This window comes from Stenotrophomonas sp. NPDC077659, assembly GCF_050268705.1.
Classification (GTDB): Bacteria; Pseudomonadota; Gammaproteobacteria; order Xanthomonadales; family Xanthomonadaceae; genus Stenotrophomonas.
Genome location: NZ_JBNNHG010000053.1, coordinates 1 through 23,918, shown reverse-complemented (window position 1 = coordinate 23,918; position 23,918 = coordinate 1). Strand labels below are relative to the sequence as shown.

19 protein-coding genes and 1 pseudogene are annotated in these 23,918 nt (G+C 66.3%); 3 read left to right on the top strand and 17 right to left on the bottom strand.

The window, feature by feature from the left end; translation table 11 throughout:
* From ACQKDV_RS09875 to ACQKDV_RS09845, 7 genes and pseudogenes are all read right to left on the bottom strand, one after another.
* A partial coding sequence (locus ACQKDV_RS09875) for a DDE-type integrase/transposase/recombinase (RefSeq protein WP_427783580.1) occupies positions 1–603 on the bottom strand: 603 nt, incomplete at its 3' end.
* Between the two features lie 20 nt (positions 604–623).
* Positions 624–1,112, bottom strand: a complete 489-nt coding sequence (locus ACQKDV_RS09870) for a transposase (protein ID WP_427783579.1) — start codon at positions 1,110–1,112, stop codon at positions 624–626.
* 52 nt (positions 1,113–1,164) lie between these two features.
* Positions 1,165–3,822, bottom strand: a pseudogene (locus ACQKDV_RS09865) (RHS repeat-associated core domain-containing protein); the annotation flags it as partial.
* A gap of 166 nt (positions 3,823–3,988) precedes the next feature.
* On the bottom strand, positions 3,989–5,395 hold the full coding sequence (locus ACQKDV_RS09860; protein ID WP_427783578.1) for a DUF6531 domain-containing protein: 1,407 nt from the start codon (positions 5,393–5,395) through the stop codon (positions 3,989–3,991).
* A gap of 361 nt (positions 5,396–5,756) precedes the next feature.
* Positions 5,757–6,272 carry a cytochrome c oxidase assembly factor Coa1 family protein gene (locus ACQKDV_RS09855; protein ID WP_427783577.1) on the bottom strand — a complete coding sequence of 172 codons (516 nt, stop codon included), beginning with the start codon at positions 6,270–6,272 and terminating at the stop codon, positions 5,757–5,759.
* Between the two features lie 25 nt (positions 6,273–6,297).
* A complete protein-coding gene (locus ACQKDV_RS09850; RefSeq protein ID WP_427783576.1) occupies positions 6,298–8,523 on the bottom strand; it encodes a S9 family peptidase in 2,226 nt (741 codons plus the stop codon).
* 218 nt (positions 8,524–8,741) lie between these two features.
* Complete coding sequence (locus ACQKDV_RS09845; protein WP_427783575.1) at positions 8,742–9,431, bottom strand: glutathione binding-like protein; 690 nt, start codon at positions 9,429–9,431, stop codon at positions 8,742–8,744.
* Between the two features lie 111 nt (positions 9,432–9,542).
* On the opposite strand from ACQKDV_RS09845, the gene ACQKDV_RS09840 reads away from it, so the two are divergent.
* From ACQKDV_RS09840 to ACQKDV_RS09830, 3 genes are all read left to right on the top strand, one after another.
* Positions 9,543–10,169, top strand: coding sequence for a TIGR00645 family protein (locus ACQKDV_RS09840; RefSeq protein ID WP_427783574.1), 627 nt, complete (start codon positions 9,543–9,545; stop codon positions 10,167–10,169).
* A gap of 198 nt (positions 10,170–10,367) precedes the next feature.
* Entirely contained in the window at positions 10,368–11,372 is a 1,005-nt protein-coding gene (locus tag ACQKDV_RS09835; RefSeq protein ID WP_427783573.1) for a TonB family protein, read from the top strand.
* Positions 11,373–11,585: 213 nt separating this feature from the next.
* Positions 11,586–12,287 (top strand): transposase, encoded by a 702-nt coding sequence (locus tag ACQKDV_RS09830; RefSeq protein ID WP_427783572.1) that lies wholly within the window; start codon positions 11,586–11,588, stop codon positions 12,285–12,287.
* A 19-nt stretch (positions 12,288–12,306) separates the two neighbouring features.
* Here ACQKDV_RS09830 and ACQKDV_RS09825 read toward each other — a convergent pair whose 3' ends face one another.
* From ACQKDV_RS09825 to ACQKDV_RS09780, 10 genes are all read right to left on the bottom strand, one after another.
* A complete protein-coding gene (locus ACQKDV_RS09825; protein ID WP_427783571.1) occupies positions 12,307–13,491 on the bottom strand; it encodes an ABC transporter permease in 1,185 nt (394 codons plus the stop codon).
* Positions 13,488–14,234, bottom strand: coding sequence for an ATP-binding cassette domain-containing protein (locus ACQKDV_RS09820; protein WP_324806689.1), 747 nt, complete (start codon positions 14,232–14,234; stop codon positions 13,488–13,490). The genes ACQKDV_RS09825 and ACQKDV_RS09820 overlap by 4 nt, the downstream gene beginning before the upstream one ends.
* Positions 14,231–15,769, bottom strand: a complete 1,539-nt coding sequence (locus tag ACQKDV_RS09815) for an alpha/beta hydrolase (RefSeq protein WP_427783570.1) — start codon at positions 15,767–15,769, stop codon at positions 14,231–14,233. Before ACQKDV_RS09815 ends, ACQKDV_RS09820 begins: the two co-directional genes overlap by 4 nt.
* Positions 15,770–15,987: 218 nt before the next feature.
* The gene (locus ACQKDV_RS09810) at positions 15,988–16,359 is read right to left on the bottom strand and encodes a type IV pilin protein (RefSeq protein ID WP_427783569.1); all 372 of its coding nucleotides are present in this window, start codon (positions 16,357–16,359) and stop codon (positions 15,988–15,990) included.
* Between the two features lie 7 nt (positions 16,360–16,366).
* Positions 16,367–20,044, bottom strand: a complete 3,678-nt coding sequence (locus ACQKDV_RS09805; protein ID WP_427783568.1) for a pilus assembly protein — start codon at positions 20,042–20,044, stop codon at positions 16,367–16,369.
* Positions 20,045–20,066: 22 nt separating this feature from the next.
* Positions 20,067–20,627, bottom strand: a complete 561-nt coding sequence (locus ACQKDV_RS09800) for a pilus assembly PilX family protein (protein ID WP_427783567.1) — start codon at positions 20,625–20,627, stop codon at positions 20,067–20,069.
* A complete protein-coding gene (locus tag ACQKDV_RS09795) occupies positions 20,624–21,604 on the bottom strand; it encodes a PilW family protein (RefSeq protein WP_427783566.1) in 981 nt (326 codons plus the stop codon). Before ACQKDV_RS09795 ends, ACQKDV_RS09800 begins: the two co-directional genes overlap by 4 nt.
* Positions 21,601–22,062, bottom strand: a complete 462-nt coding sequence (locus ACQKDV_RS09790) for a type IV pilus modification PilV family protein (RefSeq protein WP_427783565.1) — start codon at positions 22,060–22,062, stop codon at positions 21,601–21,603. Before ACQKDV_RS09790 ends, ACQKDV_RS09795 begins: the two co-directional genes overlap by 4 nt.
* An 11-nt stretch (positions 22,063–22,073) precedes the next feature.
* The gene (locus tag ACQKDV_RS09785; RefSeq protein ID WP_427783564.1) at positions 22,074–22,595 is read right to left on the bottom strand and encodes a GspH/FimT family pseudopilin; all 522 of its coding nucleotides are present in this window, start codon (positions 22,593–22,595) and stop codon (positions 22,074–22,076) included.
* Between the two features lie 379 nt (positions 22,596–22,974).
* Positions 22,975–23,724 carry a ferredoxin--NADP reductase gene (locus ACQKDV_RS09780; protein ID WP_427783563.1) on the bottom strand — a complete coding sequence of 250 codons (750 nt, stop codon included), beginning with the start codon at positions 23,722–23,724 and terminating at the stop codon, positions 22,975–22,977.
* Positions 23,725–23,918: the final 194 nt, after the last annotated feature.

Below are 23,918 nucleotides of genomic sequence, written 5' to 3'. Positions count from 1 at the left end.
ACCGTTGTCGGCATGCAGAACCAGCTGCCCGGGCAACACACATTCACGCGCGCAGGTCTTCTGGATCAATACGGCAGCATGGCTGGCCAACTCGTCCTGATGCACCTCCCAGCCGACAATCCTGCGGCTGTAGATGTCCATCACCATGTACAGGCGAAAGAACTGGCCCTTGATGGCAGTGGGCAGATAGGTGATGTCCCAGGACCATACCTGGTTGCTGGCCGAGGCACTCACTGCGCGCGGGCGGCTGATTGTGCGTGATGCGCGCGCGCGGCCACGGCGGTTGATCTGGCCGCGCTGGCGCAGCACGCGGTAGAGCGTTGATTCGGAGGCAAGATACTGCCCCTGATCGGCAAGCCGGGGCACGATCTGCGACGGCGGCAGACTCTGGAATTGCAGCTGGTTGCAGACCTCAACTATCACATCCTTCTGTTGTTCACTCAGTGCCTGCGGGCAGCGCCTGGCGGCTCCCTTGCGACGATCCCGCAAGCTGGCTGCGCTGCGCCAGCGGCGCAGCGTGCGGCAGGTAATGCCCAGTACCTCGCATGCATTGGATTGGGCAGCACCGGCGGCAACGGCCTGGTCCACAAGGTCGATGGCCATCTGTTTGACCGGCTCCAGGATCAGGCGTCCTCGCCGGTCCCCCAGATGGCCTGGGCTTTTTTTGACAACGTCAGCAGCGCCGCTGCCTCCGCCAGCGCACGGTCCTTACGCAGCAACTCCTTCTCCAACTGTTTCATGCGTTTGCGCAGTACAGTGGACTCGGCGCGCGACACCGGCCCCTGATCGACCTCCATCGATTCGAAGGCTTGTTTCCAGGCATCGAGCTGTTCTGGATACAGTCCCTTGCTGCGGCACCATGCCGAGCGCTCGGCTTCATTCATCGCTGCGGTCTGCACAATGGCAGCGAGCTTGGATCTTGCATCCCAGCCATCAGCGCTGGTGGGCTTGCTCGGCACAATCTTTCCTTCGTTTCGGCTCTGTCGCTTCCAAGCGTACAGCGTCGGTGCGCTGATGCCGGTGTCACGGCTGATCTCGGCCACGCTCTGGCTGCGTGGCGGCATCATTCGACCCACGATCTGATTCTTGAGTTCATCACTGTAACGGGCCATGCACGTGCTCCTTCTGGGATTCAGGGGAGCGGACAACTATGGTGACAGTGGGGGCATCCGTCGCCTGCTGCCCGGGGAAGCGCAGCGAGAGATCAAACGCCACACCATCCGCATCAGGATCATTGGCCGGTGCCTGGTTGCCAAACACCTCGCTCTTGCTGCTCCATTCCCAGATCGCAACATTCCGCACCGGGTCGATCACCACGCGCGGCGTACCCAGGTGATCGGGCTGGATGTAGGCCAGCTCCGGCACGCCAGTGACAGCAACATTGATCAGCGCCACCGGGTAGTTGTCCAACCAGATCGCCTGCTGCTGCGCCACGCCCGTTGCCGAGTAGTTGCCCAGCCACTGCCCTGCTTCGTCGTATACCGTGATCTGCGCGTTACCAGCGGCTGGCGTGCGCAGCACACGCTCACCGCGATGGTTGTAGCCATAGCTTTCCAGCACCGTGTTGCCCTGCTTCACCGCGTTCATACGGCTGGCATCGTTGTAGGTGAACGCCTTGCTGCCAATGCTGGTGGTGTTGCCCGCCGCGTCATGGTTGCGGGCTTCGCCATCCACGGCGGTCAAGCGATGGCTGGTGGCCGGATAGGTGTAGTTGGCGGTACCGGCCGACGTGGTCAGCGCGGTGCGATTTCCCGTTGCATCGTAAGCATAGGTCTCAATGGGCGTACCGGTTACACCGTCCTGGGTCTGGGTCAGGCGACCCAGCGTGTCGTAGACGTACTTCGCAAGCACGGCTGAGCCGGTGCCGTTCTTCAACTCGGTGATCGAGCCCACCGCGTCGTAACCAAAGCCCAGGGACAGGCCACCGGCGGCTGGGTCGTGCACAGCCTGCGGGCGGTAATCCAGATCCAGCGGGCGCTGCAGCTGGCGGCCGTTGCCGTAGGTCCAGCCTGTGGCCGGGCCAAATGCCGCATAGCTCACGTCGTTGACCACCACCTGCCGCGCCTGCCCAGGCCGGGTCAGGCCGATCTGGCTGATGCGGCCCAGCGTGTCGCGCACATAGTCGGCCACGCTGCCATCGGGATAGGTCAGCGCCGTGAGGCGACCCGCTTTGCTGTAGGCGTAGCGCAGCGCACTGGCGACACCGTTGATCGTCTGCACCTTGCGGGTGACCTGGCCGAAGCGGTCATGGCAGTACTGGGTGCTGCCATTGGCGTGCAGCACCTGCCCCAGGCGGCCCTTGGCAAAGCGCTCGTCGGCGGCACAGGCAGCCGGGGCCACGTCGTAGCTGTAGCCGATATCCAGATTGGGGTCCGGGTAGGCCACGCCGATCAAACGGTTGAGCGCATCGTAGGTGTACGTGGCAGTGATGCCCCGCGCATCGGTGCGCGTCTTGCGGTTGCCCGCCGCGTCCACAGTGAAGCTGCTGGTGCCGCTGTCCGGGCTCACCTGCCCGGTCAGGTCACCAAAGCCGTTGTAGGCGTAGGTGGTATGCAGGCCCTTGGGGTCGGTCACCTGGGTAACCTGGTCCAAGGCGTTGTACTGGCTGCCGATCTCCGCCTCCACGCCGCCCACGTCCTGCAGGGTCTGCGCCAGACGGTTCAACGGGTCGTACTGCTGGCGGGTCACGCGCTGCAGGGCGTCGGTGACCGTCTGCGGATTGCCGTTGGCATCGTAGGTGAAACCGGTGGCATGGCCGCTGGCATCCTTCAAGGCGGTCAGCTGGCCCAGGGTGTTGTAGGTCCGCGCCAGCGTGCGCCGCAGCGTGCCACCTGCATCCACGGTGTTTTCGTCCAGGCGGTTGCCGGCATTGTCCAGCGTGTAGTGAATCGTGTTGCCGGCACTGTCAGCCACGTCGGTCAGCCGCTGCGCGGCGTCGTAGACATAGGTCACGCTGCTGCCATCGGGCTCGGTGATCTGCTGCACCTGGCCGGTCGGCCAATAGCTGATCTGGGTGACACGATCCTCAGCCGTGCTGGCCCCACGTACCGTGACCGAGGTCGGCCAGCCGCGGGCATGGTAGGTGTAGTCGGTAACCACACCGTTGGCATCCCGGATGGACAGCGGGTGCCCGGCTGGGTCGTAGGCCAAGGTCTCCACCACCTGACCCAGCGCGTTTGTCACACGGCGAAGGTCGCCTTTGCGATAGGCACAGCTTGCCCCGGTGGCGCAGCCCGCATCATCCGCCATGTAGTAGGCAAACGTTGTCGTATCGGCCACATCCGTACGAGGCCCATCCACGGTGAGCAGCAGACCGATCTGCGGACATTCAGGGCTGATGGCGTCGCAATAGCCATTCGTCGTTACGCGCGTCGTGCCCGTAGCGGTATCACGAACCGTAATGACCGTCGGCTGATGGCGCGTGTTGCGCGTGAGGGTGGTTTCCTGCGCCCCGATGGTCTGCTGCAGCAGGCGATTGGTCGCCACAGAGGTGCGCGTTTCGGAAACGCGCTGCTGCGGCGTTCCGACCGCTTCGGTCCGGGCGGTGACGCTTACCGCGCCCAGTGGGGAATCGCTGATCTCGCTGTAGGCATAGGTGGTACGAACGCCGCTGCGATCCTGCGAGGTGCTGACACGCCGTGCAGGATCAGAATATACCGGTGTGTAGTCGTACGATTCCGTGCCTCGGCTGTCGCTGCGGCCCGTCACCTTGCGCGCTGGGTCCTGCTGCTCACCCGGGCTGAGCGCGTAGAAGGTCTGGTGCCCCAGCGCGTCGGTGATGGTGGTGGTGCCGTCGGCCGCGTACTGCAGGCGCACGCCATCAATGCCGGCACTGGGTGCGGCGGGCGGCTCTGCGGCCAGCGCAATGCCCACCGGCCAGAACAGGCAGCACACCACTGCCGCCGTCGCGCGGACAACCCGCTCCTGTGTTCGCAACATCCGTGTATCTCCTTATGAACGCGCCGTGGCGCGCTTCAGCAACGATCCTTCAATTGCAACCCGCATCATGCCGGCTGCACGTCACCCTGCCCTTGTCGTCATAGCCGAACCAGCTGAAACGACGACCGTCCTCCGGGGTGACGCCGGTCAGGTACCAGGGGAATCGGGCGTCTTCATAGTGGTAGGTCCGCGACAGCCCATCAGCGTGGGTGACGCTGACCAGCTGCGCGTGCTCGCCGTAGGTGTACTGCGCATAGGGCACCCCGTTGATCGTCATCGCCGCGATCTTCTCGTCGGTGGCATCTGCGTATGCGAACTCAAGCGTGCGGCCCGTGGAGTGCCTGATCTCCTTCAGCCGGCCTGCGCCATCGTGGGTATAGGCCAGCGTCGTACCGTCTTCGAATTCACGCCGCTGGAGCAGCCCCATTCGATTGAAGCGCAGGACTTCACCGCGCCTGCTGACAATCCAGCCATCATTGGTACGGTCCGCACGATCACCACTTCCGTCTGTCGCCAGGTAGTAGCTGGTCTTCTGCTGGAAGGCGACGTGGCTGCCATCTTCATCGATGAGGCCAACCACCGTTGGAATGTACGAGGTGACCAGGCCGTTGGCGATACGGATGTTGTGGGAGTGGGTCCAGTTGGACCCGAAGCCGCCGCCGGCCATCGCCGACTTCGAATGGTAGTGCCGCATCAGCTGGATCCAGGGCAGGTCGACTTCTGGTTCGTGCTGCACTTTCTCCCCCGTTGCGGCGTTGCAGGGGTTGCCTTTCATGGCCAGGCACTGCTTGGGCGATTGTCGGGTGGTGTAGGACATGAGCGATCGGTAGGTCGCCTCGGTATTGCCGTACAACAGACAGCCCCCCGCCTCTTCATCCCATTTCAGATCGCCCACATTCGGACAGGCGACCTTTCTGGAGCGCGTGGCATTCGATGGGGTGGGCGTGGTGCAGCCGCCTCTCACGGTTACAAAAGAGAGGGTGACCCCCTTCGTCCAGAGGCCGCTGCTGCTGTTTTCCGGATCCTTTCCAACACCCTGCTGGCTGACCCATTCCGGCGCTGGCACGCTGACCGGGCAGAGCGAGGCAGTGCCCGACCGCATGCTGGCCAGCAGCGCTTCTTCGGAGGTGAAGGTGTTTCCACCGTAGGAATAGCTCCAATCCGCCTTGTTGAGCGGCGTCGGCTTCACGCCGTAGTAGGTCACCAGATCGTCCCGGGTCATGGCGTGCCCCCGCACGCCCCACTTCACTGGCTCGGCGGCAAAGCCAATACGCTCGCCCATCGCTTCAATGGCAGCCTGCGCGTCGCGCTCGCTGCTGTATTCCAGCGGGGCGGGCGAGCCGATCCTGTACCAGGTGTGGGTGACTTCCTGTGCCGACGCTTCCGCCGCAAACAAGGCGGACAACGCAAGCGCGACACACCCGGCGCCTTGCCGGGCCCATGAATGTTCCTTCATTGGCATTCCTCGTCCTTGAGCGCGCTGCGCGCGCAGATCTCACAGCCCGAACCGGGCGATTGCATCCGAAGGCGAAAGAAAACCAGATGATTCGTGCGGGCGCAAGGAACCAGCCGCACATTCTGCGGTTATTGAAAAAAAAAACAGGTTTCCTGGGAGGTCGACGCGCTGCAGCGGCGTCATCGCTGACGCGGGAAGGTGCCGAAAGCGTCATTCGTGCTCGTTTAGGCTGGCAGGAGTGGGGCTGCCACGCGGACGGCAGTCGAGCAAGCTCGACTCTACGAGAGCAGGTGATCTTTCGAGCAAGCTCGACTCTACGAGAGCGGGTGATCTGTCGGGCAGGGTCGACGCTACGGCGCGATCACAAGGCCAGGGTGAGGGGGCAGTCGCCGTGCTCCCGGCATGCCTGCAGCGCGCATTCCCCCGCCGCTTCGGCATCATCCAGCGCGGTCAGGTCGAAGGTCTTCTTGTCCTCGCCCAGCACGTACATCACCGGGTAGTCCCAGACGTCGTCGCGGCGGGTGCCCTGCACGATCAATCGCCCCTCCCCCTGCGGCCCTTCCAGGGCCACGGTCAGGGCAACGTCGCGCTGGCCGTTGAAGCTGGTCTGCATGCTGCCCAGCGGCATCGCGCCAGCGCGCAGCGGCTCGCCCAGCACCTGCACCAGTTCGATGTTGCAGCCGGCACGCCGCATGGCCTCGCGCATCGGTGGGCTTTCGTGCGCGGCGTCGCTCCAGCGCAGCAGGCTCCAGGCGACCATGCCGCCCATCACCCCCAGCAGCAGCAGGACCGACAGCGGCATCGCCCAGCGCCAGTTGCGCCGCCACCAGCCAGTGCTGGCGGGGCGGTGGCCGGGAATCGGAGGTGGCAGGTGCATTGGCGGGCTCCTTCCCGTGGGTCCATCAGGGCTTCAGGCAGCGGTCCAGGAAGGCTTCGGCCACGCGGTAGCGGTGCAGCGCATCGGCACCGGACAGGCCGTGCTTGGCGCCGGGATAGGTCATCAGTTCGAACGGCTGGCCACGCTTCTGCAGCGCGCTCATCAGGCTGGTCGAATTGGTGAACAGCACGTTGTCGTCGGCCATGCCGTGGATCAGCAGCAGCGGCGAGCGCAGGCCCTCGATATGGGTCAGCACGCGCGCTTCGCGGTAGCCGGCTTCGTTGCGCTTGGGCAGGTCCATGTAGCGTTCGGTGTAATGGCTGTCGTACAGGCCCCAGTCGGTGACCGGTGCGCCGGCCACGCCGCAGGCATAGCTGTCCGACGCCTTGGCCAGCAGCATCAGGGTCATGTAGCCGCCGTTGGACCAGCCCTGCACGCCGATGCGCGCCGGGTCGACCCACGGCTGCTGCTTCAGCCAGGCCACACCGCGCAGCTGGTCGGCCACTTCCACCGTGCCCTGCTTGCCGTACAGCGCGCCGCCGAAATCACGGCCGCGGCGCGGGGTACCGCGGTTGTCCAGCGAGAACACCACGTAGCCCTGCTGCGCCAGGTACTGGTTGAACAGGTGGTCGCCACGGCCGGGCCAGCTGTCGGTGACGGTCTGGCTGGCCGGGCCGCCGTACACGTACACCGCCACCGGGTAGCGCTTGGACGGGTCGAAGCCGGCCGGCTTGATGAGGCTGTAATTCAGCGGGGTCTTGCCGTCGGCAGCAGTCAGCGTGCCGAACTCGATCGGGCGCTGCGCATCGCGGTAACGCGCATACGGGTGCTTGGGATCGGCCAGGTCGTTCTCGAGCAGGGTGGCGATCTTCTCGCCGTTGGCACGGAACAGTTCGATCTGCGGCGGCGTGCTGCTGTTGGACCAGGTGTCCACATACACGCTGGCGTTGCGCGCAAAGCTGGCGGTGTGCATGCCCGGCGCCTGGGACAGGCGCTGCGGCTGGCCGCCCTGCAGCGACACGGCGTAGATCTGGCTTTCGCGCGCCGAATCGATGCCGGCACGGAAGTAGGCCTTGCCGGCCTTTTCGTCGACGGCCAGCAGTTCGTCCACCGACCAGTCACCGTGGGTCAGTGCGGTGGCCTTGCCCTTGGCATCGATGCGGTACAGGTGCTGGAAGCCGGTGCGTTCGGACGACCACAGCACGCTGCCATCGTCGAGGAAGCGCAGGCTGTTGTGCAGCGGTACCCAGGTCGGGCTGGTCTCGTGGGCGAGCACGCGCTGGCGGTCGGAATCGAGCGCCACTTCCACCAGGTCCAGCAGCTTCTGGTCGCGCGACTGGCGCTGGAAGCTCAGGTGCTGCGCATCGCGCCAGTCGACGCGGGCCAGGTAGATGTCCTGTTCCTTGCCCAGGTCGACCCAGTGGGTCTTGGCCGCGGCGGCCGGTGCGATCACGCCCAGCTGCACGCGCACGTTGGCATCGCCGGCCGCCGGGTAGCGCTGTTCGACCACATCAGTGCGGTCGGCGTAGACCTCGTAGCGCTTCTGCACCGGCACCGGTGCTTCGTCGATGCGGGCAAAGGCAATGGCCGAATCATCCGGCGCCCACCAGTAGCCGGTGTGGCGGTCCATTTCCTCGTCGGCCACGAACTCGGCCACGCCGTTGCCGATGGTGGTGCTGCCATCGGTGGTCAGCTGCAGCTGCTTACCGCTGGCCAGGTCGATCACCCACAGGTTGCGGCCGCGGATGAAGCTGACGAAGCCGCCCTTGGGCGACAGCTTGGCATCGGTGGCGAAGCCTTCGCCGTGGGTCAGCTGGCGCACGGCCGCTGCACCCTGCTGCTTCAGGTCGTAGAGATACAGTTCGCCGCCCAGCGGGAACAGCAGGCGCTGCGCGTCCGGCGACCACTGGTAATCGACGATGCCGGTCATCGCGGCGATGCGCTGGCGCTCGCGGCGGGCCTTTTCTTCATCGCTGAGGGTTTCGGTGCCGGGCAGCACCACCTTCGAATCGACCAGCAGGCGGGTCTGGCCGCTGCCGATGTCGTAGCTCCACAGGTCCAGCTGGTTGCGGTCGCTGTCCTTGCCGCGCAGGAAGGTCACGCGCGAGCCGTCCGGGGCCACCTTGGGCTTCATCAGGGTCGGGCCGGACAGCGGCAGCGGGCCGGTGATGGCTTCCAGGGTGAGTTTTTCAGCGTGGGCGGCGGTACTGGTGGCGAGCATGAGGGCGAGCGAGGCGAACAGATGGCGCATGGAAGATCCCGGCAAACGGCAGGTCCGTCGCGCGCCAGGCGCGCAGCGGTCGTGCCCCCATCCTAACCAAGCCGGTGGGCGAAGGCAGCATGACCTTCTGCCCATGCCCAGTTGCTGGGGGCAGAGCCCTTTGCGTGGCAAAGGGATCTGACCCCGGGCGGGATACCTGCCGTCAGTAGATCCACGCCATGCGTGGATGATGCCGACCCCAGGGCCGGTCAGCGCTGGCCGAACAGGTGCTTGCGCTCTTCCTCGCTGAGCGGCTTGCCGGCGTTGGGGTTCACCTGCTGGCGCAGGGCGTAGGTGCGCTGGGTGGCCGGGCGCGCGGCAATGGCGTCGTGCCAGCGCTTCAGGTTCGGGAAGGCGGCGAAATCGACCGGAATCTTGTCGTAAGCGCCAATCCACGGGTAGCTGGCCATGTCGGCGATGGTGTATTCATCGCCCGCCAGGAAGGCGTGGTCGGCCAGGCGCTTGTCCATCACCCCGTGCAGGCGGCGCACTTCGTTGTCATAGCGCTCAACGGCATAGGGGATCTTTTCCGGCGCGTAGACGTTGAAGTGGCCCATCTGGCCGCTCATCGGGCCCAGCCCGGCCATCTGCCAGAACAGCCATTCCAGGGTGGTGACGCGGCCGCGCGGATCGCTGGGCAGGAACTGGCCGATCTTTTCGGCCAGGTACAGCAGGATCGCGCCGGATTCGAACACGCTCTGCGGCGCGCCGCCATCGGCCGGGGCATGGTCGACGATGGCCGGCATCTTGTTGTTGGGCGAAATGGCCAGGAATTCCGGCTTGAACTGGTCACCCGAGCCGATGTTGACCGGGTGGATGCGGTATTCCAGGCCGGCTTCCTCCAGCAGCAGGGTGACTTTGTGGCCGTTGGGGGTGGGCCAGTAATACAGGTCGATCATGGCGTCGGCTCGGGGTTCGGAAGGAACCTGAAGTCTAGTGCGTGAGTTGGCTTGGCACCGTCATGGAGGCCCGGTAACCTCGCTTCTCCCTCGAAACGCAGCATCCCCCGCATGAGTGCAAACCGTCTGCCGCCCTCCCCGCTGTCCAACCTGATCTTCGCCTCGCGCTGGCTGCAGCTGCCGCTGTACCTGGGCCTGATCGTGGCGCAGTGCGTCTACGTGTTCCTGTTCGGCAAGGAACTGTGGCACCTGATTTCGCATTCGGCCTCGATGGGCGAGCAGCAGATCATGCTGATCGTGCTGGGCCTGATCGACGTGGTGATGATTTCCAACCTGCTGGTGATGGTGATCGTCGGCGGTTACGAGACCTTCGTGTCGCGCCTGCGCCTGGAAGGCCACCCGGACCAGCCGGAATGGCTGAGCCACGTCAACGCCAGCGTGCTGAAGGTAAAGCTGGCGATGGCGATCATCGGCATCTCCTCGATCCACCTGCTGAAGACGTTCATCGCCACCGGTGCGCTGGGTGGCATCCCGCTGTGCACCCCGGAGCAGATGAACATCGCAGCCGCCAACATCGGCGCCTCCAAGTGCTCGATGCTGACCGCCGACGGCGTGCTGTGGCAGACCATCATCCATTGCGTGTTCATCCTGTCGGCCATCGGCATTGCCTGGACCGACAAGCTGATGTCGGGCGGCCACGACAAGGCCGAGGGCCACGGCAAGCCCGCCGCGCATTGACCTGCAGGGGCGATAGCGACCCCTGATGTCGCTATCGCCTCCAGCCTGCCCTTGTACGCAAGGGTAGGCGGGATGCTAGATTGCATCCTCGCCGTTGTCGGCGGCGGCGTCGGGAAACGCCAGCCGCCACGCCTGGACCCCGGTCCGGGCCATGCAGATCCACGGCTTACGTAACGTCGTCTTCTAAAGGGGAGCAGGATGTCGCACGTCACAACGATCGCTGCCGCGCGCCGGTGGGTGCCGGTTGCCCTGGTACTGGCCCTGGCCGCCTGTTCGGGCAAGGAAGAAACGCCGGCACCGGCTGCCGCAGGTGCCACCGCGCCCGCCGCCGCACCCGCAGCACCGGCCGTGGCGGCCAAGGTGCAGTCGATGGGCACCGAACAGCTGCGCGATTCGGCCAGCCAGGCGCTTGCCGAGAACCGCATGTACGCCCCGGCTGGCGACAACGCCATCGAGTACTACCTCGCGCTGCGCGACAAGACCCCGGACGACGCCTCGGTGAAGAGCGCGCTGACCGACCTGCTGCCCTACACCCTGATTGCCGCCGAACAGCACCTCGGCCGCGAGGACTTCACCGAGGCCCAGCGCCTGGTGGCGCTGATCGAGAAGGTCGACCCGAGCGCACCGGCCCTGCCGCGCCTGAAGGAAGGCCTGACCAAGGGCGTGCAGGTCGCTGCCAAGCGCACCGAGGACGAGACCGCCAAGGTCAAGAAGGATGCCGAGGACCGTGCCAAGCAGCTGGTCGAACAGCAGCGCCTGGCCGAGCAGCGCACCAAGGAAGCCGAAGCGGCCAAGCAGATTGCCGCCCAGCAGGATGCGGCGCGCCGCGAAAGCGAACGCGTGGAGGCAGACCGCCAGGCCGCCGCGCGTCGCGAGGCCGAGCAGAAGCAGCAGCAGGCCGCTGCCCAGCAGGCCAGCGCCGCCCGTGCGGCTGCGGCGACCGCCGCGCCGACCCTGCGGCCGGTCAGCACCCCGGCACCGCGTTACCCGGCCGAGGCACTTCGCTCGGGCACCTCGGGCGAAGTGCTGATGGAGCTGACCGTCGGAACCGACGGCTCGGTGACCAACGCCCGCGTCCTGCGCGCGACACCGTCGCGGGTGTTCGACCGCGAAGCGCTCAATGCGGTCAAGCGCTGGCGCTTCGAGCCGGTCAGCGCCCCGGTCACCACCCGCCGCACCCTGGTGTTCGCACCGGGCGGTTGATTCACGAACGTCAACGACGATTGTCGGCTCAAGGCCCGGAGTGATCCGGGCCTTGTTCGTTTCCGCGAAAAAAGGGGACGGAGGGGATTAAGTCGTTCCCGGCCTGATCGCTTCAATGTTCCGTCGGGCCTACGCACAGACAGGGCTTCCTCCGATGGCTGTGACATGATCGGTAGTCGCAGGCTGGGCAGATTCTCCCGAAGGATCCATCCCATGCCCCGCCAATCACGCATGACGCTGCCTGGGCAGCCGAGCCATGTCGTCCAGCGCGGCGTCAACAAGTGCGCCATCTTCGTCGACGACATTGATCGTCAGCTCTTTCTGCAGTTGCTGCACAGGGCGTTCGGCAGCCACGGCGTATCGCTGCACGCCTATGTTCTGATGAGCAATCATGTGCATCTGCTGGTGACGCCCGCCACAGGCAAAGGGCTTGCCGATGCCATGCGCTCCCAAGGCAACAGTTACGTGCAGGCATTCAATCGGCGTCACGGACGCTGCGGTCCGCTCTGGCAGGGGCGCTTCCATTCCACGCTGGTTGATCGTGACGACTACCTGCTCAGCGTCTATCGCTACATCGAGCTGAACCCCGTTCGCGCGCAGATGGTGCCTCGTGCCGAGGATCACCCGTGGTCGAGCGTGCGCGGAAACCTGCGGCTTCGCCACGATCCGTTGCTGACCCCGCATGCCTCCTTCCTCGCGCTGGCCGACAACGAGGCCGAGCGGACGGCGCGCTACGCCGCGTTTCTCGAAGACCCAAGCCCGGGGCGGGACCTGTCGTCCATCCGCCGCCATACAACCAAACAACGCCCCATTGGCGACACCGCCTTCGTGCAGATGGTTGAAAGAACCCTCAGCCGGTCTGCAGAACTCAAACCACAGGGTCGTCCCCGAAAAACAGGGACGGAGGCGACTTAATCCCCTCCGTCCCCTTTTTTCAGCCGGAGATGGCCAGGCGTTCCTGGTGGTAGCGGCGCACGGCGGCGAACCACAGGATGGCGGCCAGGCCCAGGCTGGCGCCCAGGTAGATCGCCCAGATGGTCGGGGTGATCACTTCGTGGCGGATCACTTTCAGCAGCATCTGGTTCTGCGACAGGAACGGCACCGCGTACTGCCACAACTGGCTCTTCACCGGGTAGGCCATCAGCGCATAGCCGGGCAGCATCGGCATCAGCACCAGCCAGGTCATGTGGCTCTGGGCTTCCTTCATGCTCTTGGCGGCGGCCGACAGGTAGGTCAGCAGCGAGGTGCCGATCAGCAGCATCGGCAGCATCACCAGCAGCATCTGCACCATCGACAGGACGTTCATGTTGAGCTGACGGCCGACGTTGCCGGAGGCGAACTGGGCGCTGACCTTGAACGCGACCAGTGTCAGCAGCAGCGACACGAACCCGACCACACAGGCGGCGCCGATCTTGCCGCTGACGATCGCGCTGCGCGAGCCGGGGGTGGCCAGCAACGGCTCCAGCGATTGCCGCTCCCGTTCGCCGGCAGTGGTGTCCATCACCAGATAGGCACCGCCGATGAACGAGGTCAACGTCAGCAGGATCGGCAGCAGGGCCGACAGCATCATGCCGCGCTTGGCCTCGGTACTGGCCATGTCCTGGGTGGCCACGTCCAGCGGCCGTGCGACCTGCGCGTCCACGCCACGGGCCATCAGGCGCAGGGCGCCCACCTGACCGTTGTAGGTCGACAGCGCCGCCTGCAGGCGTGCGGTGGGCACCTCGGCGGCGCGCCGCGTGCTGTCACGGATCACTTCCACCAGGGCCGGCTTGCCATCGGCCCAGTCCTTGCCGAAATCAGCGCTGATGCGCAAGGCCACATCGATGTCCTGGGCACGGATGGCTTCGGCCAGATCCTTCGGCGCGGTGGTGGCGTTGAGCCCCTGCGCGGCGAGGAAGCGGACCAGGTTCGGTGCGTGTTCGGCACCGATGGTGGGGATGTCCAGCGGCTGCTCGATCTGGGTGCGGAAGCGGCTTTCCGACAGCTTGCCCATGCCCAGGATCAGCAGCGGATACAGCAGCGGGCCGAACAGCAGGGTCAGCGCGAGCGTGCGGCGGTCACGCGAGAGGTCGCGCAGTTCCTTGCGCATCACCGTCATCAGGGTCGACATCTTGCTCATGCGTGCAGGCCCTCTTCGCTGCCGATCAGTTTCACGAACGCGTCTTCCAGGTTGGTTTCACCGGCCTGCGCGCGCAGTTCATCGGCACTGCCGGCCGCCATCACGGTGCCCTTGGCGATGATGACGATGTGGTCACACAGCGCGCCCACCTCCTGCATGATGTGGCTGGACAGGATCACGCAGCGCCCTTCCTCGCGCAGGCCCAGCAGGAACCGGCGCAGGGCACGGGTGGTCATCACGTCCAGGCCGTTGGTGGGTTCATCGAGGATGACGTTGCGCGGGTCGTGCACCAGTGCGCGGGCGATGGCGGTCTTGGTGCGCTGGCCCTGCGAGAAGCCATCGGTCTGGCGGTCGAGGATGTCGGCCATGTCCAGCGCGTGCGACAGCACCTCGATGCGTTCGCGGATGCGCTGCGCCGACAGGCCGTGCAGTTCGCCGAAATAGGTGATGTTCTCGCGGGCGGTCAGGCGCTTGTACACGCCGCGCGCATCGGGCAGCACGCCCAGATGGCGGCGCACCTCCACCGGGTCGCGCGCGGCATCGATGCCATCGACGGTGATGCTGCCCTGGTCGGGCGTCATCAGCGTGTACAGCATGCGCATGGTGGTGGTCTTGCCGGCGCCATTGGGGCCGAGCAGTCCGGTGATCTGCCCATCGGCGGCGCGGAAGCCGACGTTGGCCACCGCCTGGACGCGACCGGTGCGGGTGTCGAAGGCTTTGTGCAGATTGTCGGCGACGATCATGGGGTCCATCCGTTGAACGAGGTGAACGCCGGCACGTGGGTCAGCGTGTCCAGGCAGCGGGTATCGAGCGCCTTGGCATCATTGGCATCGATGAACTGGCCCAGCAGGCGCGGCATGCAGCCAGCAGTGAGGGTGCCGTGGCCCTGGCCGCGGGCGACCAGCGCGCGACCGTTGGGCAGGCCCTTGAGCACCTGCTCGGCATAGCGCGGCGGGGTGACCGGATCCAGCTCGCCGGAAAGCAGCAGCACCGGCAGGTCGCTCTTCAGCGCTGCGGTAAGCGCGGTGGCCGCCGGCTGGTGCGGCCACACCGGGCAGGCCGCGAAGAACGCACGCGCCGCCTCCGGGCCGAACAGGGCATCGTCGTTCTCTGCTGGGGCCTGGTAGCGCGGTGCATCCTCGCTGCAGATGACCGACCACTGCATGCCGCGGTTGATCTGGAAATCCATGGTGCGGGTCGCACCGCGTGCCAGCGAGGCCAGTGGTGCATAGCGCCCCTGCGCGGCTTCATCGAGCACCAGCGGCAGCAACGAGGCGTACTGGGGCACGTAGGAGAAGGCAAAGGCCAGGCCGACCACGCTGTCCGGGGTCAGCACATCCTGGCGCGGCGCGTTGGTGCCGGGGTCGCGGTAATCGACGGTGACCGGTGCGCGGCGCAGGGTGGCGGCCACCGTACGCAGCTGCTCGCGGGTATCGACCGGGAAACGCTTGCTGCAGGCGGCATCCTCGCGACACTGCGCCGACTGCAGGGTGATGGCGTTGTCGAAGGTGTTGGCGAAGTCGCCGCCCACCACCAGATCGTTGGGCACCACACCGTCGATGACCAGGCTGCGGGTGTGCTGCGGGTAGGCGATTGCGTAGCGCTGGGCAACGCGCGTGCCGTAGGAGCCACCGACCAGGTTCAGCTTCTCCGCGCCCAGCGCCTGCCGCACCGCATCAAGATCGGCGATGGCCTCGGCGGTGGTATAGAAGCGCGCATCGGCACGGCCCTGCAGCGATGCCGCGCACTGCTGTGCATAGTCGCGCATCAGCGCTTCGGTCGGTGCCGCGTCCTCGTCCATCTTCAGCGGCGTGCCATCGGCGCCCAGGCAGCTGAGCGGGTTGGAACCGCCGGTGCCACGCTGGTCGATCAGGAACACGTCGCGTTGCTTGCGCACCTGGCGCAGCGCGGTATCGACGACGACCGCCACTTCGCTGGCCGCCTGGCCGGGGCCCCCGGCGAGAAAGAACACCGGGTCGGGCTGGGCGTTGCCGGCATCGTCCGATTCCAGCCAGGCGATGCGCAGGTTGATCCTGCGGCCCTCGGGGTGGGCGCGGTCCTCGGGTACCTGCAGGGTGCCGCACTGGGCTTCGACGTTGGCGCTGGCGCCGACCGTGGTCAGCGTGCAGGGACGGAATCCGATCTTTCCGTAGTGCTGGCTGGGCGTGTCGCTGCCATCGGCGGCGCCGGGCGCCGGGGCACTGCACCCGCCAAGCAGCACACTGGCCAACAGCAGGCTGGCCGATAGACCGACCAGTCCGAAATGGTGTTTTTGCATCGTGCTTGATTCCCCTGGAGGACGTTCCTGCCTACCACGACGGGCTGCCGTGGCAGATGTGACCAACCCGATGGCCACCCTTTGCCGTCAACTTACACGGGTGCGGCGGGAAGGGCGATGGGTTGGGGCTGCCTGGGCGTGCTGCAGCGCAAGGCGCAACCGTGCGGCCGCTCCATGTTCCCGCCCCGTGGCAACGTCGACGACGCTGCCGCCACGGATCACCAGCAGTCGCGGTCAACCGGCATCCGCCGGCCTGCCTGGTCCATGCTCAGGACGCCACACGCATGGTCCGCCTGTTCGGTTTTAGGCTCGGCAACCACCGTATACCCCGCATCGGCCACGTCCACCCGCAGGCGATAGGCCTTCAGTTCTCCCGCGCACTGCGCCGGCGGTGCGCCGTGGTAGGCCAGTACCCGCGTGTAATGCCGTTCGAGCACGCTGGCCTGGCTGAGCAGGCAGGCCTGGGCCTGTACGCGGTGGGTCTTCACCACATGCCGGCGGTACGACGGCACGGCAATCGCGCTGAGGATGGCGATGATCGCGCAGGCGATGAGGACTTCCATGAGGGTAAACCCTTTGATCGGCGACATGCCCATGTCACTTGCTCCCGCCATCACGCAGCCGCAGTTCACGCCAGCTCACCCGACGCACCCGGTTGCCGATGGGGTTGGTGACTACGCCATGCAGACTGCCATCCTCGGCGATGCCACCGAGCCAGTCGCCGAGGAAGCCGGGGGCGTTGGGCCCCTGCCCCACCAGGTAGCCGGAAGACGGTACGGGTCGGCCGTTACCGTCCAGCAGGTCGCCCGGGTTGCCCACCGTACCGTTGCCATCCATGTCGAAGAAGCTGTTGGCCAGCCGCCCGCCGGTGAAGGGATCAAGCGCCATGTAATAGCCCGAGCCGGCGGGGTTGCACGGATCGCTGGCATCGGGAATGCGCGTGGTACCCAGCAGCACGCGGCCCTGGAACTGCGCCGGTACCAGCATGCGTTCACCGCGGGCGCCTGCGCCGGGCGAGACCAGATCCATCACCCATCCGTCCTGGCCGGGCGCGTCCAACGTGTCCACCACACGTCCGTTGCCGGTTTCGGCAAGAATTCGCACCGCGGCCAGACCGCTGCGGCCGGCAATTGCCTTGCCGCGATCGCGCAGGCCATACCACGATTGCACGCGCTTGCTGCCCAGGTCGCTCACTTCCAGCAATGCACCGGTGCCGATGAATACCCAGGTCTCGGCCGTGTCCGGGTTGCGCGCGACCAGCGGTGCGGCGGTGATGGGTTGCGGCGTTGCGTCCACTGCGGCATTGAACAGGCGCGTGCTGCGCCCAGCCATGACGTCCACGCGGTACACGCCGCCCTGGCGGTCCCCCACGTAGGCCGTTTCGGCGAAGCCATCGCGGTCGGCATCCCACGGACGCACGGCAGCGGCACCGCTTCCGCGTGCATCCAGCACCAGGCTCTGCACCTGGCCACCGTCCAAGCGGATGCTGACCAGGCGGGAGCTGCCGTCGGCCGCATCAACGCCATTGCCCAGCAGCACGCGCCAATCGCCATCAGCCACCTGCGCCACCATGGGCTTGCCCAACACCCGGCCGAGGCCGGGGATGGCACGGGCATCGAGTTCCCACAGCAGATCCGGGTGATCAGGATCGGTCACATCCAATGCGAACACACCGGCCCCCCCGCGGCCCAGCGTGCCCACCAGGACAGTCCGCCAAGCGCCATTTACATACGCATCGGCGACAGTCAGTTCGCCATCAACGCTGTAGTGATGCTCATAGCCCTCACGGGTGTAGTCACGCAGATGGGTGTTGATGGCCGCAGCGGGCATGAACCCGAACCGTTCCACGCCGCTGGCTGCGTCGAATCCATGCAGCATGCCGTCGTTGGCCCCCACATACACGGTGGCCGCCCGTGAGGCATGCGCAGTGGCAAAGGCAGCATAGCGGTCCGCGCCCTGGAAGCGCCGCTGCGAATACAGCCGCGGGTTGGGCACGCCGGCATGCACCGGCGAAGCGTTGACGATGTCACCCAGCGCACTGGCCCGCAACCGCAGGCCCAGCGTGCCTTCATTGCGGCGGTCACCGGCCAGGTAATCCAGTACCTCTTCGCTGCCCAGTGCGTTGCGCGCGCTCTGTTCCAGGGAAGACCATTGCAGCGGCTGCATGCGGCCGCCGCGGCTGGTGTACAGCGCCCGCGCGCGCCAATCGCGGGCATCCAGCTTCGCTGCCGCACTCCACAACGCAGCGCCTGTGGAAGGCACACCGGTGGCGGGGTCCACGGCACGGGCCACCAGATCGCCACTCCAGCTGCCAGTACGGTAGGAGGCAGTGAACACGCGCCCATCTGCATCGAGCGCACCGCCATTGCTGGCCAGCGCCGAACCCGCCCCCCGCTTTGGCTGGGTGATCATGCCGAAGGCTTCTTCCAGGCTGGCCACCATCCGTGCAGAGTCCGCTGCCGCGAAGTAGCCACGGGGGCGCCTTTCCCTGGCGTCCCCGTTCACCAGATCGGCACCATTCCACCAGCTGCTGTCGACCAGCGGCGGCGCGGCGGCATCAAAGGGATTGAAGCCCTCGGGTACCTGGAAACCGCCATACTTGGTGGCCAGTACGTACTGGTTGCTCCCCGGCTTGTAGTCCCCGTTTTCCACGACATCGACCCAGTAGGTCTGCAGGGTCTGCTTGCCTGGCATGCCATTGGCAGCCCCTTCCGGGCGCAGGTCGGTGGTGTTGGCCAGGTACGCCAGTGCCGCGATGTAGGCGGAGTTGTACTGCTGGGGCCGATTGAACGCGGAGGCCGTTGCCAGCGCGTGCGCCTGCGCAGGGGAATGGCCCTCCATCCGCCAGATCTGGGTCATCGTCCGGACCACATCATGGCGGGAATCGGCTGCGACCGCAGCTGGCTTCGGTGCGTCCTCCCCCTGCGTGCTGGTGTTGCCGGGAAGATTCTTGTCTTTCCAGGTATTGGTATCGCCAATGCCGAGTAGTTGGATGTTCTGGCACTGGTAGGTGATGGGATCGTCCCAGTCGGTGATGACCGGAAACCCATCGGCCTGCTGGTAGCGCGTGGTGGCATCACCGGCCAGCCTGCTGAACTCCTCGACGTTTCCCAGCCCGCGGACATAACGGGTCGCGGCGTAGTACAGCTCGCTGACATTGTCGAAGAACTTTGGAACGCGCCCGGTCTTCATCTGCCCGAACTTGTTGAGGTAGTTGATCACGCCACTGTCCTGCACGCCGCCGCCGGTGGCCGCTGCATCGGCCGGATCCGGATTGCGCAACAGCACCCCGGTGATCGCGTCCCACTCGGCCCGCGGGTTGGCCTCGGGAGGCTTGATCGGATCAGGCGTGCGCGGACCAATGAACTTCTGCCTGGCGCGCAGGACACCGCCCTCCGGTGCCGGGTCTGATCCGTTGTTGAGATAAGCGAAGATGGAATAGCGCAAGGTATCGCTGTTCCGCTGCAACAGTCCTTCCGGCTTGGCGCCGGACGCGTAGCGGACACAGTTCTTTTCCAGACCGGCTGCGGCGTCGCAGACCTTGACCCGTACGCTGACTTCGTAGACGACCCCCTCATCGCCAGGTGTCCCTGCCCCGCCGGACACGAGACGGTGGTCAGGATTGCCGGGGTTGTACGCCACAGCGCCACCGGCGTCCGCGGCTGCATCGACATTCCCCTTGGAGCTGAAGTACATGCGCGCCCCCAGGCCATGGACGCGTGCGGTGAACGACGGCCATGCCGCAGGCGTGGATCGCTGCACCCACGCGGCATCAGAGGCCGGATCGGCAGGCAGGCGCCTGCTTGGAAACGCCCACGTATCCATTGAATAGTCCGCCTTCTCCAGCCAGGTCTGCTGGGGGGGGTCACGTACGCGGTAGCCACCCGTCAACGCCTTGCGGAAGGGATCGATGGTCTGCGTGGTGGCCCAGTTCAGATAGTGGCCATTCCACGTCGTGCCGGCGCAGCCATTGCCGTGATGGAGTGCAACGGGTGCGAAATGTCGCTCGGGCTCTTCGGCGGCCCACACGTAGCGGTAGCATTTGGCCGGATCGAAGTAGCCCTCGTAGTCTGCATACGGCCTGTACTCGCCCAGGTTGGCAGGGCTGTACAGTGTAGGGAACTCGACCGACGCCACCAGCACCAGGCTGCCCGGCACCTTGATCTGCGAGGACAGTGGTGCCTGCGCGATCTGCGCGTGAGTGGGCGGTGCACCCAGGACACCGGCGAGGCCCACGCAGAACCCAAGCGTCACGGCACGGGGGGAAGGGAACAACGATGCATCCATCGGCGAAACCTCACTCACGGACAACGGTGGCCTGCAGCAGCACCTGCGCACGTTCGGGTGCGGACTGCGGATCGGACCCGCGTGCGATCACCCGGTAGAACTCAGCTTCGACACGGCCCGAGGCCTCGCCGTAGTTCGGCTCATCTTCCAGGCCCAGTGCGACCTGGGTGTCGCGCCGCCCGAGGTACTGCAGGGCATACGCGGGTTGGCCCGCGCCCAGGCCCTCGGGCTGCAGGTCAGGCGTCGGTGTCCATTCCTGCCCTGGCATCGCCAGCCCGGCCAGCGAGGGATGCGGCATGCACAGCGGGTCGGATGCGGCCGCAGGAGTGGAACAGGCTCTGCCGGCATGACCGCCTGCGGTGGCCGGGTCAGCCAGCTGCTGTTGCGCCTGCGCCAGCGATGATTCGGCATTCTGCAGCGCCATCGTGCGGTCGCGGGAAGCCGCGGTCATGCGCTCCTGCAGCAGGCTTGTGCGAAGGCTCAGCAGCACCATCAGTGAAACAAGCAGCAATACGATGAGCACCGCGAACAACGCCGCACCGCGGCTCGCTTCGGGTGAGGCAAAGGTCATGGCAGGCGATTCCGTAGGCTGAAGGTCTGTCGAAAACTGCGCACGATGTACGCGTCGGCCGCCGCGCCCGTGCTGCTTTCCAGATGCAGCTGCACATCCACCGCATGCACCTGGTTCCACTGCGCTGCCGATACCTGTGAGGCAGGAACGTAATCAGCCTGTGCATCCAGCAGATAGCGCAGCGAGAAGTGGGTGACACCGCCGGAGACCACGCCACTGGCCACCACTTCACCGTCCATCAGCTCCTGGCGGTACAGCGACGGCGTACCCGCCTCATCATTGCCCACGAACCAGCGCACCTGCCGGGGCAGCCCGAAGGCTGCGTCCGCACCGAAGCGGTAGCGCGCTGCAGGCGGCACCGGCTGTCCGGGGCAGGCTTCACCCATGGAAAAGTAATCCACGCAGTTGGCCGGGACCGCATGTCCGATCGCCGTACCGGTAGTGGTTGCGCGTACAAGCACGGTGTTGCTGAAATCGCATACCAGCACGGGTGCGCCCACCTCGGGCAGATCACTGCCGATGACGGCGATGGGCTGGTTGGATGTGGATTGGCCCGGTGTTGCCAGGGCCAGCGCCGTGGTTGTCCACAGCCGCAGCGCGGGCATGTCGGGAAGGCGTTGCCCGGGCGCGTTGCCGGTCACCAGAGGAGGATCCTCAAAGCCGGTCAGCGCTGCGGCAGGCAGGCCTTGCACTGGCTCGGCAAGCGAGACCCAGAACGGGCGCTGTCGCTCGGCGAGCAGGACGGTGACAGCGTGGCGACGGTCACACAGCGGATCGCCTGCGCCGCGTATGTCATTACCGATCAGCTCCATGGCCAGGCGGCCTGCTTCCTGCACACGCGCGACACCCAATGTGTCCTGTGTGCCCTGCAGCGAAGCAAGGTAGAAGTGCAGGCTGGCCCCCAGAACCAGTACGCCCAGTACCGTGGCAACCAGCAGTTCAACCAGGGTCAGGCCACGCATGTTCGCTGCGGTCATGGCGCTATCCCCAACACCAGCTGGGAACGCGCGGGGCCTTCACTCCCCGCGGCGCGACCGTCATCCCAGTGCACGGCCAGCTGGCAGACGCCCTTCACGCACTGGACGCTTCCGCAGGCCGCCGCCTGCGTGCCCATGCCTGCCGACAATGCTTCGACCCAGCGATGCAGATCCTGCTGCGCGAGGTTGCCGGGCGGTGGAACGCTGCCAGCGCACAGATCGCCGGCGGTGTCGTAGTGGCCGTGCAGCATGGCGGTGCGGTTGGCGCGCATGGCATCGGCCAGGCTTGCGCTGGCCTGCACAGCGGTGGTGCTGTGCAGGCTGCCCTGGGCGCGGCGCAGCGCACTGGCATGTGCCATTGCAGCGGCAAGCCCGCCTACGGCCAGCAGCAGCACCGCAACCATGACTTCGATCAGGCTCGCGCCCTTCTGCCGGCGATGCGGCAGCGCAGATTGCATGCAGCCGCCCATCACTGGCATCCCCCGGACCTGGCAGGGGCCATCCGTACCTGCACGCCGCCAAGCACTTCAACCTGCAGCCCGCGTCGCCCACGCGGGCTGCACAGGCCCAGGGTGCCGTCGCGCCCGGTACCGCCACGCTGGTGGAACATGCCGTCGGCATTGAACTGCATGCCGGCGGCGAACAGACCGACGGGCCGCACCGACACCGAGGACGGAATGTGGCCAACGCGCAGGACATCGCCTGAAGCGGTACGCACGATCCACTGCTGCCAGTTGCCGCCATCGCAGTCGCGTCCGCCGTCCGAGCCACAGAGCTGCACCTGGACATTGCGCCGCAGCGACTCCTGCCGTGCGAACTGCAGGCCGACGAACAGCTCGTTGGCTGCAGTGGTCAGCTGGCTGCGCGCAATGACCCTGGACTGTGCAGGCAGCGCAATTGCGAGGAGGATGGCCAGCACCACCACGGTCACCAGCAGTTCGAGCAGGGTGAAGCCGGAGGACGGCGCGCGGCGAAGCATATCTGGCGTCATGGCGGCCACACCTGTCCGGTGAAGAAGTGGCTGCCACTGTGATCACACGACACCTCTCAGCGCCATGTCACTTTTTGTATTTCCCGCACGCGTGTTGCCAGGCACGGGCCTGCATTGTCGACGACGCATCCGGGTGATCGGTGATGACGTGGCTCAAGGCGTCCGCAACGGGTTCAAAGCGACATCCCGTAGCGGTGGGACACAACGGAGTGCGCCGGGCGTGTCTGCAGGCTGAGCTGAGCGCTGACGCGACGTGCGCTTTACCCTGCGGCGGGTTCGGCCGGGCGGGATGCCGGCCAGCGGCCGGCACTACCCGGGTCATGAACGTGCCGGCCAGCGGCGGGTTCGGCCGGGTGAGGCGCTGGGCCGGCGGCCGACGCTACTTGCTGCTGACGTACTTCTCGCGGCGGATCTGCGGATTGCCCAGCCCGGCACCCTTCAGCGCCTCGGCGCAGGCATCGACCATGTCCGGGTTGCCGCACAGGTAGGCGATGTCGGTGGCCGGATCCGGGGTGAAGCCGGCCAGGGCCTGCTGCACGTAGCCGTGGTGCACGTCCGGGTGCGGGTCGGGCGGCAGTTCGCGCGACAGGCACGGCACATAGCGGAAGTTCGGGTGTTTTTCGGCGAAGCTGTAGAAATCTTCGCTGTACAGCAGCTCTCCCGGGCTGCGCGCCCCCTGCAGCAGGACCACCTGCACGCCGCGCTCGGCCATGGCCGTTTCCAGCAGCGGCAGCATCGACCGGTACGGGGTGACGCCGGTGCCGGTGGCGATCAGCAGGTAGCGGGCATTGTGGTCGCCGGGGTTCAGGCAGAAACGGCCGTACGGGCCGGACGCGCTGAGCTGGCCGCCGAGGTCCAGGGCCTCGAACAGGGCCGTGGCGGCGCCGCCGGGCACAAAGCTGACCGCGATGTCGACGGCCTCGCCGGGACCCAGCGCGTGGTCGTGGAGGGTCGCCAGCGAGTAGCTGCGCTTGGTTTCGGTGCCATCGGCATAGCTGAAATGAATCTGGATGAACTGGCCGGGCTGGAAATCCAGCGGCTGGCCGTCATCACGCACGAACTGGTAGTGGCCGACGGTGGGCGCCAGCATGCGGCGGCCGACCAGCTTGATGGGGAATTGGGCAGGCACGACTTTTCGGGACAGTGTGTAGCCGGGGCAAGCCCGCGGGGTCTTCTATAATAGCCGCTCCCCGCCCCTCTCCAGCGCCAGCCCATGGGCGCGAAGGCTTCGAGCTTGGCTTCCCTGAACGATACGGCGCCCGCCCTGCGCCATTCAATCACCAGGGTAACGCCCTCGCCCGGCCAGGGCGCGATCTGGCTGTC

Excerpts from the sequence above, each read along its gene's own strand:
- ACQKDV_RS09870 (WP_427783579.1), bottom strand. The coding sequence starts at position 1,112 with ATGGCCCGTTACAGTGATGAACTCAAGAATCAGATCGTGGGTCGAATG.
- ACQKDV_RS09860 (WP_427783578.1), bottom strand. The coding sequence starts at position 5,395 with ATGAAGGAACATTCATGGGCCCGGCAAGGCGCCGGGTGTGTCGCGCTT.
- ACQKDV_RS09855 (WP_427783577.1), bottom strand. The coding sequence starts at position 6,272 with ATGCACCTGCCACCTCCGATTCCCGGCCACCGCCCCGCCAGCACTGGC.
- ACQKDV_RS09850 (WP_427783576.1), bottom strand. The coding sequence starts at position 8,523 with ATGCGCCATCTGTTCGCCTCGCTCGCCCTCATGCTCGCCACCAGTACC.
- ACQKDV_RS09845 (WP_427783575.1), bottom strand. The coding sequence starts at position 9,431 with ATGATCGACCTGTATTACTGGCCCACCCCCAACGGCCACAAAGTCACC.
- ACQKDV_RS09840 (WP_427783574.1), top strand. The coding sequence starts at position 9,543 with ATGAGTGCAAACCGTCTGCCGCCCTCCCCGCTGTCCAACCTGATCTTC.
- ACQKDV_RS09835 (WP_427783573.1), top strand. The coding sequence starts at position 10,368 with ATGTCGCACGTCACAACGATCGCTGCCGCGCGCCGGTGGGTGCCGGTT.
- ACQKDV_RS09830 (WP_427783572.1), top strand. The coding sequence starts at position 11,586 with ATGCCCCGCCAATCACGCATGACGCTGCCTGGGCAGCCGAGCCATGTC.
- ACQKDV_RS09825 (WP_427783571.1), bottom strand. The coding sequence starts at position 13,491 with ATGAGCAAGATGTCGACCCTGATGACGGTGATGCGCAAGGAACTGCGC.
- ACQKDV_RS09820 (WP_324806689.1), bottom strand. The coding sequence starts at position 14,234 with ATGATCGTCGCCGACAATCTGCACAAAGCCTTCGACACCCGCACCGGT.
- ACQKDV_RS09815 (WP_427783570.1), bottom strand. The coding sequence starts at position 15,769 with ATGCAAAAACACCATTTCGGACTGGTCGGTCTATCGGCCAGCCTGCTG.
- ACQKDV_RS09810 (WP_427783569.1), bottom strand. The coding sequence starts at position 16,359 with ATGTCGCCGATCAAAGGGTTTACCCTCATGGAAGTCCTCATCGCCTGC.
- ACQKDV_RS09800 (WP_427783567.1), bottom strand. The coding sequence starts at position 20,627 with ATGACCTTTGCCTCACCCGAAGCGAGCCGCGGTGCGGCGTTGTTCGCG.
- ACQKDV_RS09795 (WP_427783566.1), bottom strand. The coding sequence starts at position 21,604 with ATGACCGCAGCGAACATGCGTGGCCTGACCCTGGTTGAACTGCTGGTT.
- ACQKDV_RS09790 (WP_427783565.1), bottom strand. The coding sequence starts at position 22,062 with ATGCAATCTGCGCTGCCGCATCGCCGGCAGAAGGGCGCGAGCCTGATC.
- ACQKDV_RS09785 (WP_427783564.1), bottom strand. The coding sequence starts at position 22,595 with ATGACGCCAGATATGCTTCGCCGCGCGCCGTCCTCCGGCTTCACCCTG.